At 58.8% G+C, this 12,247-nt stretch carries 11 protein-coding genes; 6 read left to right on the top strand and 5 right to left on the bottom strand.

The features are described 5' to 3' along the window. Positions 1–7 precede the first annotated feature (7 nt). On the bottom strand, positions 8–1,009 hold the full coding sequence (gene galE, locus ABFT80_RS18335; protein WP_347973362.1) for a UDP-glucose 4-epimerase GalE: 1,002 nt from the start codon (positions 1,007–1,009) through the stop codon (positions 8–10). A 219-nt stretch (positions 1,010–1,228) separates the two neighbouring features. Between galE and hemA the strand changes: the two genes are divergently transcribed. Then, the gene (gene hemA, locus ABFT80_RS18330; RefSeq protein WP_347973361.1) at positions 1,229–2,506 is read left to right on the top strand and encodes a 5-aminolevulinate synthase; all 1,278 of its coding nucleotides are present in this window, start codon (positions 1,229–1,231) and stop codon (positions 2,504–2,506) included. Positions 2,507–2,715: 209 nt separating this feature from the next. Here hemA and ABFT80_RS18325 read toward each other — a convergent pair whose 3' ends face one another. Both ABFT80_RS18325 and mscL read right to left on the bottom strand, forming a co-directional pair. After that, entirely contained in the window at positions 2,716–3,882 is a 1,167-nt protein-coding gene (locus ABFT80_RS18325) for a pyridoxal phosphate-dependent aminotransferase (RefSeq protein ID WP_347973360.1), read from the bottom strand. A gap of 68 nt (positions 3,883–3,950) precedes the next feature. After that, positions 3,951–4,370, bottom strand: a complete 420-nt coding sequence (gene mscL / locus ABFT80_RS18320) for a large conductance mechanosensitive channel protein MscL (protein ID WP_347973359.1) — start codon at positions 4,368–4,370, stop codon at positions 3,951–3,953. Between the two features lie 193 nt (positions 4,371–4,563). Here mscL and ABFT80_RS18315 point away from each other — a divergent pair, with 193 nt between their 5' ends. After that, complete coding sequence (locus ABFT80_RS18315; protein WP_347973358.1) at positions 4,564–8,061, top strand: PAS domain-containing hybrid sensor histidine kinase/response regulator; 3,498 nt, start codon at positions 4,564–4,566, stop codon at positions 8,059–8,061. A gap of 224 nt (positions 8,062–8,285) precedes the next feature. Here the strand turns inward: ABFT80_RS18315 and ABFT80_RS18310 are convergent, their stop codons facing one another. Beyond that, entirely contained in the window at positions 8,286–8,942 is a 657-nt protein-coding gene (locus ABFT80_RS18310) for a response regulator transcription factor (RefSeq protein WP_347973357.1), read from the bottom strand. 143 nt (positions 8,943–9,085) lie between these two features. Further along, positions 9,086–9,526, bottom strand: coding sequence for a hypothetical protein (locus ABFT80_RS18305; RefSeq protein ID WP_347973356.1), 441 nt, complete (start codon positions 9,524–9,526; stop codon positions 9,086–9,088). A 132-nt stretch (positions 9,527–9,658) separates the two neighbouring features. Here ABFT80_RS18305 and ABFT80_RS18300 point away from each other — a divergent pair, with 132 nt between their 5' ends. From ABFT80_RS18300 to ABFT80_RS18285, 4 genes are all read left to right on the top strand, one after another. Continuing rightward, positions 9,659–10,009 (top strand): DUF952 domain-containing protein, encoded by a 351-nt coding sequence (locus ABFT80_RS18300; protein WP_347973355.1) that lies wholly within the window; start codon positions 9,659–9,661, stop codon positions 10,007–10,009. After that, the gene (locus ABFT80_RS18295; RefSeq protein ID WP_347973354.1) at positions 10,006–11,091 is read left to right on the top strand and encodes a quinone-dependent dihydroorotate dehydrogenase; all 1,086 of its coding nucleotides are present in this window, start codon (positions 10,006–10,008) and stop codon (positions 11,089–11,091) included. The genes ABFT80_RS18300 and ABFT80_RS18295 overlap by 4 nt, the downstream gene beginning before the upstream one ends. Beyond that, positions 11,092–11,733, top strand: coding sequence for a hypothetical protein (locus ABFT80_RS18290; protein ID WP_347973353.1), 642 nt, complete (start codon positions 11,092–11,094; stop codon positions 11,731–11,733). A 93-nt stretch (positions 11,734–11,826) separates the two neighbouring features. Further along, complete coding sequence (locus ABFT80_RS18285; RefSeq protein WP_347973352.1) at positions 11,827–12,231, top strand: Rap1a/Tai family immunity protein; 405 nt, start codon at positions 11,827–11,829, stop codon at positions 12,229–12,231. The last annotated feature ends 16 nt before the right edge of the window (positions 12,232–12,247 follow it).

The following is a 12,247-nucleotide window of genomic DNA, read 5'->3' as shown; positions in this document are numbered from 1 at the left end:
TTCGCACTCAGGAAGCCTGTGCGGAGTTCTTTCCCTTCAGGATATGTTCCCATGAAAGCGCGTCTTTCACGATGGAATCAAGATCGTCATGCTGCGGCGCCCAGCCCAGCTCGCCGCGCGCCAGATCGGAATTGGCAATGACCGAGGCCGCATCGCCCGGACGCCTGCCGCCCATGCGCACGTCGAAATCATGGCCATGCACGCGCTTCACACTCTCGATGACTTCGAGAACCGAATAGCCATGGCTGTAGCCGCAATTGGCCACAAGACTTTCGCCGCCATCGCGAAGACGCTTCAGCGCCAGCCAATGCGCGGCGGCCAGATCGCTGACATGGATATAATCGCGTACGCAGGTGCCGTCCGGCGTCGGATAATCGTCGCCGAAGACCTGCATGGAATTTCGTTTGCCGAGTGCCGTCTCGCTCGCGACCTTGATCAGATGCGTCGCGCCCGGCGTGGATTGGCCGGTGCGACCTTTCGGGTCGGCGCCCGCCACGTTGAAATAACGCAGCGCCGTGTAGCGGAAATCGGGATGCGCAATGGCCGCATCGCGCAGCATCCATTCCGTCATCAGCTTGGAAAGGCCGTATGGCGATTCGGGTGCCAGCCGCGCATCCTCGCGCACCGGCTCAAGGCCCGCCGCGCCATAAACCGCGGCAGTCGAGGAAAAGATGAAGTTCGGAACTTTTTCGCGAATGGCCGTCTCGATCAGCGCGCGGCTCTTGCAGGTGTTGTTCTCATAATAGCCGAGCGGATCGGAAACCGATTCCGGCACGACGATGGAGCCTGCGAAATGAATGATCGCGTTGACGGAGTGCTCGCGAATGATCGCAGAGACTTGCTCATTGTCCGCCACGTCGCCAACGATCAGCTTGGCCTCCGGTGCCACTGCCCATTCGAAACCGGTGGACAGCCGGTCGAGCACCACGACACTTTCGCCCTGATCGAGCAATTCCCAGACCATGTGGCTGCCGATATAGCCCGCGCCGCCCGTTACAAGAACCGTCATTGGAAACCTTTCGTGTTTGCACTCTTGGCTTTTTGAAACACTATTGAGAAAATACGAAGAATCCGAGCTATCAAAAGATATGGCCGTATATTTCAATGTTTACCCCGCATTCGGGGGCTGTCGCTCCTCCAAGAGGCGTGGCATTTTGACCGTCGGGGGGGCATAGACGCACAAAGGGTCACTTATTATTATCCGGCCAAAATCGGGATATAAGTAAGAATGAACTACCAGCGTTTCTTCGAAGAGGCCGTTGAACAGGTCCACGCCGAACGCCGCTACCGAGTTTTCGCTGATCTGGAGCGAATTGTCGGTTCCTTTCCGCGCGCCATCTGGAGATCGGAAGGCCGCGCAGAGGAAATCACCGTCTGGTGCTCCAATGATTATCTCGGCATGGGCCAGCACCCCGATGTCATCGGCGCGATGACGGAGGCCGCAGGCCGCATGGGCTCCGGTGCTGGCGGCACGCGCAACATTTCCGGCACCAGCAATCCGCTCGTTCAACTAGAGCAGGAACTGGCCGATCTGCACGGCAAGGAATCGGGACTGGTCTTCACCTCCGGTTTCGTTTCCAACGAAGCTTCTATCTCGACCATCGCCAAGCTTCTGCCGAACTGCCTCATTCTTTCCGACGAGCTCAACCATTCCTCGATGATCGAGGGCGTGCGCCGCTCCGGCGCGGAAAAGAAGATTTTCCGGCACAATGACGTCGCCCATCTTGAAAGCCTGCTGCAGCAGGCAGGCCGCGAACGCGCCAAGCTGATCGTCTTCGAAAGCGTCTATTCGATGGATGGCGACATCGCGCCGATCAGGCAAATCGCCGATCTGGCCGACAAATACAACGCAATGACCTATATCGACGAGGTCCACGCTGTCGGCATGTACGGCCCGCGCGGCGGCGGCATCACCGAGCGCGAAGGCCTGGCAGACCGCATCGACATCATCGAAGGCACGCTTGCCAAGGCGTATGGCACGCTGGGCGGCTATATCACCGGCTCATCCACGATCATCGACGCCGTGCGCTCCTACGCGCCGGGCTTCATCTTCACGACTGCCCTGCCACCGGCAATCGCTGCCGCTGCAACTGCCTCGATCCGTCATTTGAAGACCTCGCAGAGCGAACGCGACGCGCAGCAGAGCCAGGCAGCGCGCACCAAGGACGTGCTTTCGTCGGCAGGGCTTCCGGTCATGCCGTCCGAGACGCATATCGTGCCGGTTCTGGTCGGCGATCCCGAGCTTTGCAAAATGGCCAGCGACCGCCTGCTCGGTGTTCACGGCATCTACATCCAGCCGATCAACTACCCGACCGTGCCGCGCGGCACGGAGCGTCTGCGCATCACGCCGACGCCTTTCCATGATGACGCGCTGATCGAAACGCTGCGCGAAGCGCTGGTGGAAACATGGGATGCGCTTGGCATTCCCTACAACACGACCGGCAAACCGGCGGTTGCGAAAACGGATCGTATTATTCCGTTGCTGGTGCCTAAGTCGGGCGGGTGAGCTAGCCTTTCACGGTAGCGTTCCGTCCAGCACCCCTCTCTGTCCTGCCGGACATCTCTCCCACAAGGGGAGAGAATAGCTGGCCGCTATCGTTGGCGGATGGATGACGATGATCAGCGAAAATCGACCTGAAGTCTAATCTCTCCCCTTGTGGGAGAGATGTCCGGCAGGACAGAGAGGGGTGTTGGACGGAGCGCTGCCTAACCCAATCACACCCTACTCGCCCACTCCGCAAGCCTGCCCGCCGCTTCCTCGATCTGATCCAGCCTGCGATGGAAGCACAGCCTGAAATAGGCCTCGCCGCCTTTGCCAAATGCCGTTCCCGGCGCCAATCCCACATTCGCTTTATCAACGATCTCGAATGCTGCCTTCCGGGAATCCTTCACGCCGTCCACCGAGAAAAACAGATAGAATGCGCCCTGCGGCACGCTGAATTGCGCGCGGCCGGTATCCGCCAAAGCGCCGCAGATTATGTCGCGCGCCTGTCTGGCCCGCTCGATCTGCGAAACGAGAAATTCCTCGCCGTGATCCAACGCAGCTATCGCCCCGCGCTGCATGAACTGCGCCACACCCGATGTGGAATATTGCACCAGATTCTCAAATGTCTGCTGCAGCGACGGATGTACTTTCAGCCAGCCGATGCGCCAGCCCGTCATTGCCCAATTCTTGGAAAACGTATTCACGAAGATGATGCGATCCTCGTCTTCCATAATGTCGATGAAGGACGGCGCGCGCCCGGCATCGTAGTAGAACAGCGAATAAATCTCATCGGCCACGATCCAGAGATTCTTGCGGCGCGCCAGGTCGAGCAGACCCTGCAGCGTTTCGCGGTCGGCGGTCCAGCCGGTCGGATTGGACGGCGTGTTCACGAAGATCGCACGCGTATTTTCCGTAATCGCAGCCTCGACCTTTTCGACGTCGAGCGTCCAGCCATTGTCGGATTGGTCCAATTCGACGGCAATGGGCTTTGTGCCTGCAATGCCTGCTGCGCCCGCGAAATTCGGCCAGGCTGGCGAGAAATAGATGACTTCGCTGCCGGCACCCGCAGTCGCCTGAAGCGCAAGCTGGATAGCCTGCATGCCGCCACCCGTCACGATGAATTCTTCGGCCGAAAAACTCTTGCCGAAATGACGTTGATGATAGCGCGCGAGTGCATCGCGAAGATCGGGGATGCCGCGCTGATAGGTGTAGAAGGTTTCGCCGCCAGCCAGCGCCCGCGAGGCGGCATCTGCAATGAAATCCGGGGTCGGAAGATCGCCCTCGCCCGCCCAGAGCGGGATCAGGCCTTCACGGTTGCGGCCGTAATTTGCCACCGCAACGATGCCGCTTTCCGGCGCAAGACGCGCCTCAAAGCGCAAATTTTCAAACAAAGTCATTTAAATCCCACCCAAAAATGGCAAAACCCGACCGAAACAGCCGGGTCTTGCAGTGTTTGCATCCGCTTTTAGCGCTTTGCGAGAAGATCGCGGATTTCCGTCAAAAGTGCGACATCTGCCGGAGGCGCGGAAGGCTCGACAGGTTTCTGAGCGATCAGGCGGCGGCGCATGGTGTTCACGCCCTTGACCATCAGGAAGATGATCCAGGCGAGGATCACGAAGTTGATCGCCACGGTGATGAAGCTGCCGTAAGCGAGCACCGCGCCCTGCGTCTTCGCTTCCGCCAGCGACGTTGCCGTAACCGTCGAAGACAGCGCAAAAAAGTAGTTGTTGAAGTCCAATCCGCCGAAAATCGCGCCGACGATTGGCATCATGATGTCGTTGACCAGCGAGTCGACGATCTTGCCGAACGCCGCGCCGATAATGACGCCGACGGCAAGGTCCATGACGTTGCCTCTGGAGATAAATTCCTGAAACTCTTTAAGCATAGAAAGACCCTCTCCTTCTGATGATCGTCCCCCGTCAGGCCGAATATTCAGCCTGCCTCGACTCACCATATCAAAAAGTCGCGCAATCAAAACGGGAAAACATCGCGTTACGAACTGCTATTACCTTCGGATCATAGACATGGCGTCCAAGCTGTGATTGCATTTTTCGCACGCAGGGAGGGATGAACGCCGGGTGCAGGGTCTTTTTATCGTCTTCATAGCCGTCGCCTATGTGACGCTGCTGTTTGCCATTGCAAGCATCGGCGACCGTGTCAGCGCGCGCGGAGATGCGGCACGGCCCAGGCCCTATATCTACGCGTTCAGCCTGGCGATCTATTGTACGTCCTGGACATTCTTCGGCTCGGTCGGGCTGGCAGCAGAGCGCGGGCCCGAATTCCTCGGTATTTATATTGGCCCGGTTCTGGTCTTCCTGTTCTGCTTTCCGCTGCTTCGTCGCATCGTGAAACTCGCCAAGGCCGAAAAGATCACCTCCATCGCCGATTTTCTCGGCGCGCGCTACGGCAAGAGCTTTGCGGTCGCTTCCATCGCGACGCTCATCGCGACAGTCGGCGCGGTCCCCTATATCGCCTTGCAGCTAAGGGCGATTTCCGGGTCGGTCAGCCTGATGGTCGAACATTACAGCGGCTCACCGCTTTCCTTCGATCCTTTCGTCAGCGACATTTCACTGGTCGTGGCGATGCTTCTGGCGCTGTTTGCCGTCTTGTTCGGTACGCGCCACGCCGATGCTACGGAGCATCAGGACGGGCTGGTTCTGGCGGTCGCCATCGAATCCATCGTCAAGCTTGCGGCGTTTCTCGCGGTCGGCCTCGCGGTGACGTTTTTCCTGTTCGGCGGGTTTGGCGAGATGGTCGATACGCTTGCTGCCAATCCGCAGGTGCAGGCGGCGATGCAGGGCCAGACATCGCTTGGTACATGGCTGGTTCTGACCGTCATCAGCGGTTTTGCGATCATCATGCTGCCGCGCCAGTTCTACGTACTGATCGTCGAAAACCGCCACGAAAGCGAATTGCGCACCGCGACATGGGTGTTTCCGCTCTATCTCGTCGCGATCAATCTGTTCGTGCTGCCCATCGCCTTTGCCGGGCTGGTGCAGGTCGGCGACCGGACGAGCAGCGATCTCTACGTGCTTTCGCTTCCGCTGCTGAACGGGCAGGATCTGCTTGCAATGGCCGCCTTCATCGGCGGGCTTTCGGCGGCAACGGCAATGGTCATCGTTGCCAGCGTGGCACTGTCGATCATGATTTCCAACGATCTGGTCATTCCGCTTTTCGTGCGGCGTCTTCTGCGCAATCGCGCCTCAAAAGACGAAGATTGGTCGACGCTGATCCTCAATGTCCGCCGCGCGTCGATCTTCATTATCCTGTTCGCGGCGTTTCTCTACTACCGCGAAAGCACCAACAATGCGCGGCTGTCAGCCATCGGCCTGATGTCCTTTGCGGCAATCGCGCAGTTCGCCCCGGCCTTCATCGGCGGGCTTATCTGGCGCGGCGCGAATGCGCGCGGTGCCGCACTTGGCATGACGGCGGGCATTCTGGTCTGGGCTTACACGCTGCTCATCCCCTCACTGGTTCCGCCCGGCACGCAATTCGTAACCGAAGGCCCGTTCGGCATAAGCGCGCTGATACCGCAGGCGCTGTTCGGCACGATCGGCGAACCGCTCAACCACGGCGTTTTGTGGAGTCTCTCCATGAACATGCTGTTTTATATTTTCGGCTCACTGTCGCGCGCCGCAAAGCCGCTGGAGCGCATTCAGGCGGCGATTTTCGTGCCGCGCGACGCAAGCCCGATGCCGAGTCTCAAGCGCTTCCGCACAGCTATCACCGTCAACGATCTGAAAGACACGATCTCGCGCTATCTCGGCGTCGAGCGCACCGAGCGCTCCTTCCAGACTTTTGAGACCGAAAACAATCTGGCGCTGGTCGGCACAGAGCAGGCCAGCATGGATGTCATCCGCTTTTCCGAGCAACTTCTGGCCAGCGCCGTCGGCTCGTCCTCGGCGCGGCTCGTGCTTTCCCTGCTATTCCAGCGCCATGACAGCGCCTCGAAAGATGCATTCCGGCTTCTCGACGACGCAACCGAAGCGCTGCAGCACAATCGCGATCTGTTGCAGATCGCGCTCGACCAGATGGAACAGGGCATTACGGTTTTCGACCGGGATTTCCGCCTGACCTGCTGGAACAGGCAGTACCGGATGCTTTTCGAATTGCCGGATTCAATGGGACAGGTCGGCGTTTCGCTCGATCAGATCCTGTCCTATCTCGAAGCGCGCGGCGACATTTCCAGCGAAACCCATATGACCACGCTGAATCGCATGGCGAATTTCGGCGAGGCCTGGCAGATGGAGCTTCTGACCAGTGGTCGTATTCTCGAATTGCGCTCCAACTCGATGCCGGATGGCGGCATCGTCGCCACCTATGCGGATATTTCGGCGCGCGTCGAAGCCGATCTCGCGCTGAAGCGCGCCAATGAATCGCTGGAACAGCGCGTGCGCAGCCGTACCGCCGAACTGACCCTCGTCAATGAAGAGCTGGCGATGGCGCAGATGCTGGCCGAGGAAGCCAATCTCGGCAAGACGCGCTTTCTGGCCGCTGCCGGTCACGACATCCTCCAGCCGCTGAACGCGGCGCGACTCTATTGCTCGTCGCTGATCGAGAAAATGCCGGGCGGCATGGCTGGCGAGGCAGCCGAAAATATCGAATCTTCATTGGAATCGGTCGAGACGATCCTTGGCGCCGTGCTCGACATTTCCCGTCTCGATGCGGGCGCGATGAAACCCTCGCCCAGCGTTTTCCGGCTCGACAGTCTGCTTCGCCAGATCGCCACCGATTTTCAGCCTCTGGCGGCGGAAAAGAAGCTGGAACTCATCATCGTACCTTCGTCGCTGACCGTCGAGACGGACCGCAATCTGCTGCGCCGCCTCATCCAGAATCTCGTTTCAAACGCGATAAAATACACGCGGACAGGCCGCGTTCTTGTCGGTGTGCGCCGTCGCGGCGATCTGGCGGAAATACAGATATTCGACACCGGCATCGGCATTCCGACCGACAAGCTGAACACCGTCTTCACCGAATTCCTGCGGCTGGACGAAGGTGCGCGCGAGGCGCAAGGGCTTGGCCTCGGCCTGTCGATCGTCGATCGCATCGCCCGCGTTCTGCGACTTGAAATCCAGATCGATTCCGGGCGCGGCAATGGCACGCGCTTTTCCGTGCTTCTTGCGCACAGACCCGCGATCCAGCCGCAACTCGTTGAAGATTTGAAGACCGCAATTCCGGGCCTTCGCGCGCTCAGCGGCATGAACGTCGCCTGCATCGACAATGACACGCGCATTCTGGAAGGCATGCGCCTGCTGCTCGAAGGCTGGGGCTGCACAGTGAAAACCTATACCGGCTCGGCAGCCTATATTCAGAGCAACGGCAACCATTCGAGCCGCCCCGACATCATTCTGGCCGACTACCATCTGGACGGCGAAACCGGCCTCGATGCAATCACCGCGGTTCGCGAATTGCATGGCGATCATCTGCCTGCGGTGCTGATTACCGCCGACCGCACGACGGAAGTGCGCGCGGCTGCCACGCTGATCGATGTGCCGGTCACGAACAAGCCGGTGAAGCCCGCCATCCTCCGCTCGATCATGACGCGGATGCAGCGCATGGCGCCTGCCGCGGAATAGTCAGAGCGGTTCTTTTTTGACGGAATCGCGAGGCGCCCCCTCTGTCCTGCCGGACATCTCCCCCACGGGTGGGGAGATTATCCCTTCATGAACGCGCGGCGCCAATCACTGACGTTGCAGAATGAAGAGGCGGAGGGTTGTGTCAGCCAATCTCCCCACCTGTGGGGGAGATGTCCGGCAGGACAGAGGGGCGCGCTGTCCCGCCAGCTTTTCTATGAAAGACTCTAGCCAGCCGACAGCGGCTCGTTGCCAATCTTGGCCAGAAGAATGACCGCCTGCGTGCGGCTGTCCACGCCGAGCTTTTGCAGCACGGCCGACACATGCGCCTTGATGGTGGCTTCGGAGACACCGAGATCATAGGCGATCTGCTTGTTCAGAAGACCTTCCGCGATCATGCCCAGAACGCGAGTCTGCTGCGGCGTCAGCGATTGAAGCCGTTTGATGAGGTCGGAAATCTCAGGGTCGTTTTCGGTGCCCAGATCCATGCCGACCGGCGCAGTAATACCACCGGCAAGCACGGTTTCGACGGCATCCCTGATGTGTTCCATGCTGGCGGATTTCGAGATGAAGCCGGACGCGCCGAGTTCCAGCGCGCGTCTTATCGTCTGGACATCGTCATGTGCGGAAACGACGATCATCGGCAGCGACGCATCGATGCCCCGCAGCGAAACCAGCCCCGAAAGGCCGCTCGCACCCGGCATGGAAAGATCGAGAAGCAGGAGGTCGATGTCGCTGTTCGCGCCAACGAGGGCCTTCGTGCTTTCGAAATCGCCCGCTTCGAGAATTGTCGTGCCACCTGCAATGCCATCGAGCGCCTGCTTCAGCGCGCCACGAAAAAGCGGATGGTCGTCGGCGATCACGAATTTGTGGCCAGACGCCAAATACCCCTCCCTCAGTTTCGGGGCGCGGCATTAGAGCCCGCCCGAACTTTCGCGCAATTATGCGGTCAAGCACGGGCTTTTCAAGCGCAAAGCCTGCATTCCTGCAAAAGAGGCATTAAGTTGCGTGTTTTCCCCTCAATCCGTTATGTTTTATCCGAATTGGGTGCCACGGGCGGAGGATTTTGGTCCTCATTTTCCATATCCTTGGCGATGCCCATGAAGCGGCGGAAGAAGCGCTCCATATAGCCGAGCGATTTTTCGAAGTCCTCCTCAGTCGGCAAAGCAGAATCAATCCGGGCAGGCAACGAGCCTTCAAGCTTCGTAACCCGCTCCTCGACGGATTTCAGACTGGATTGAAGCCGCTCGATCTCGTCCTGCATGGCGACCCGCTCATCGGCTGCGAGCTTGCAAACAAGCTGGCCGGAACGCTCCTCGCAAATCGACATCGCGCCGGTTTTCGTGTCCATGCGCACATAGCCGTTGTCGGTCTTTTCGAGCCGATAGCGCTCGGGCCCCTGTGCATTTGCAATTCCCGTCAGCCCGAGAATGAGAACCGAAGAGGCGGCGATCCGGGAATAGCGCATGGTAAACCCTCCATGATTTGAACTTGAAGACCATGATGCCTGATATTTGTGCCAGAAGTTTGAATTGCAAAGGGCTGTGCGATTTGCGGCACTGCTCTTTTCCGCACAAGGCTTTGCGCCTATACCGCAATCATGCATTCCACGATTTACAAGATAAGTCCTGAGGCGCTTTGGCGCGAGGCGGAAAAGTCCGGAAAATTTACGGGCGCGCCGGTCGATCTGGCTGATGGTTATATTCATTTTTCGACTGCCGATCAGGTTGCCGAAACGGCAGCAAAGCATTTCGCCGGTCAGGCCGGTCTGCTGCTCGTGGCCATCGATACGGCAAAGCTTGGCGAAGCGCTGAAATACGAGCCGTCGCGCGGCGGTGCGCTTTTCCCGCATCTTTATGCGCCGCTCGATCTCGCGGCGGTGAAATGGGTAAAGCCCCTACCCGTCGGGCCTTCGGGCAAACATGAACTCCCGCTGCTGGAGGCCGCATGAATTTTTTCGAGCGTATCGGGCGCAAGGCGCTTTTCACCCTCGATCCTGAAACCGCGCATGGCATGTCGATTGCGGCACTGCGTTGCGGTGCGCCGGTCGGCTTTCATCGCGCATCTCAGGATGCGCGTCTAAACGTTCAGCTTTGCGGGCTGAATTTTCAGAACCCGCTCGGTATGGCCGCAGGCTACGACAAGAATGGCGAAGTGCCGGATGCGCTCTTGAAGCTCGGTTTCGGCTTTACCGAAATCGGCACGGTCACGCCGCTCGCGCAGCCGGGCAACCCGAAGCCGCGTATTTTCCGGCTTGTCGAAGACGATGCCGTTATCAACCGGCTTGGCTTCAACAATGAAGGACACGCTGCCTGCGAACAACGCCTTGAGGCACGCAAGGGCCGCAGCGGCATCGTCGGCGTCAATGTCGGCGCGAACAAGGACAGCACTGATCGCATCGCGGATTACGAGGCAGGCGTCAGCCGCTTCGCAAAATACGCCTCCTATCTGACGATCAACATCTCGTCGCCCAACACGCCCGGCCTGCGCACGATGCAGGCGCGCGAAAGCCTTGCCGAACTTCTTTCGCGCAGCCTCGCAGCGCGTGCGCAAACCGGGGTCAACGTGCCGGTTTTCCTGAAAATCGCGCCCGATCTCGTCGAGGCCGAACTGGAAGACATCGCCGCCGAGGTTCTGGAAAAGGGCGTCGACGGGGTGATAGTTTCAAATACAACCATTTCCCGCACCGGATTGCGCAGTGCTACGCATACCGGCGAAACGGGCGGGCTTTCCGGCAAACCGCTTTTCGAGCGCTCGACCATCGTTTTGGCGAAAATGCGCAAATTGCTTGGGCCGAAAGTCGCGATTATCGGCGTTGGCGGCGTGGATTCGGCAGAAACAGTGCTCGAAAAAATGCGCGCCGGTGCCGATCTGGTCCAGCTCTATACGAGCCTGATATATGGCGGACCGGCATTGCCGGGCAGGATCGTTTCGGATCTGAGCAAACTTGTCGATCAGAGTGGTCTTGCTTCAATCTCCGAATTCCGCGACCTGCATCTCGATCGCTGGGCCGATCGGACTATACAAAGTTAATTGGCCGAAGCGCCGCGGTGCGTTAATCAGGCAGACCGTCCCAAAACTCTTCGGGCAGATGGTTATGAGCTTGGCTTACCATGCACCAACCACATCAGGAATCGGCTCAAGGGTTTTGGGACGGTCTGCGGAAGTTGTGCGACAAACCCTGTCAAGAATGTATGGTGCAATACATTGGCTACGCTTTTTGATGACGCGCTCGATGAAAAGCGCCTTCTGCGCCCTGCATTCCTTCTGGCGCGTGGGTTCAAAGCTCAGATATTGCCTGATGTTCTCGACAGGGCCGCGTTCCTTGTCCTGGCAGGGATTGCTGGCTCCCCCGGAAGGTCCGTCAGTATCTTCCATGCCGAGTTCGGCAAGCGGCCGGAGAAAACCACCAGCATCGAACCGGTTCGCGCATGGGACGATCTTTTTCAAGTTTTCCATGAGGACGTCATCCTGGAGTTCTCATTTGGTCCGCTTTGTGTGTGGCTGCCCGCTGGCGAGCGTTTTCATGTCGTGTTCGGGAGCAAAGAGATGATCGACCAACTCGGCAATATGCGGGATCAGGCCGGCTCGTTTTCCGCATTCGTTGACGCATCGCACCTGACCGAGAAAGGCAAGCAATTCCTGCGCGAAGCCTATAAGCGATACACGATCTGATGTTGCGCGTTCCAGGGTGCATTGGGTCAGCCATGTCGAGCAACCGCCTGCGTTCGAGTAGCGCCGGTGGCAGCCTGATCAACGGAGCGGAAGATGACAGCAGCGTACCAATTTCGGGCAATTTTTCCGGCGGCGATACTGTCGATAGGTTTGGCTATCAATGTTGCGTCGGCAGAATCTGGCAACGATGAGGCCCGCGACTGGATAATCAGCGGGACGGAGCTGATCAAGGCGCTCGAAGGAAAGTCCGATGATGGCGCTCTACGGAGCGAGGCTGGCCGTATCAAGTCGGGCGCTCGCGGTGGTGCTTATATAGCTGGGGTGGCGGATGCTACCAGCGGGACGGGGTGGTGTGGGGCCGGATCGGTTCTCCCTCATGAGCTTGCAGACCGCGTATACACCCATCTTCGGATCGTCACGCCAGAGCGCCTCAAAGAGAGAGCATCGACATTGGTGATTGAAGGACTGGCCGCTATTTTTCCCTGTCCTACGGATTAAAGAGGAGTTTTCCCGT

The organism is Foliimonas ilicis, from assembly GCF_039939195.1.
GTDB classification, from domain to species: Bacteria; Pseudomonadota; Alphaproteobacteria; order Rhizobiales; family Rhizobiaceae; genus Foliimonas; species Foliimonas ilicis.
This window is presented reverse-complemented; position numbering and strand designations above follow the sequence as displayed.

Coding starts and splice junctions, on each gene's coding strand:
- ABFT80_RS18300 (WP_347973355.1), top strand. CDS start 9,659: ATGCATTCCACGATTTACAAGATAAGTCCTGAGGCGCTTTGGCGCGAG.
- ABFT80_RS18325 (WP_347973360.1), bottom strand. CDS start 3,882: ATGACTTTGTTTGAAAATTTGCGCTTTGAGGCGCGTCTTGCGCCGGAA.
- ABFT80_RS18295 (WP_347973354.1), top strand. CDS start 10,006: ATGAATTTTTTCGAGCGTATCGGGCGCAAGGCGCTTTTCACCCTCGAT.
- ABFT80_RS18305 (WP_347973356.1), bottom strand. CDS start 9,526: ATGCGCTATTCCCGGATCGCCGCCTCTTCGGTTCTCATTCTCGGGCTG.
- mscL (WP_347973359.1), bottom strand. CDS start 4,370: ATGCTTAAAGAGTTTCAGGAATTTATCTCCAGAGGCAACGTCATGGAC.
- hemA (WP_347973361.1), top strand. CDS start 1,229: ATGAACTACCAGCGTTTCTTCGAAGAGGCCGTTGAACAGGTCCACGCC.
- galE (WP_347973362.1), bottom strand. CDS start 1,009: ATGACGGTTCTTGTAACGGGCGGCGCGGGCTATATCGGCAGCCACATG.
- ABFT80_RS18285 (WP_347973352.1), top strand. CDS start 11,827: ATGACAGCAGCGTACCAATTTCGGGCAATTTTTCCGGCGGCGATACTG.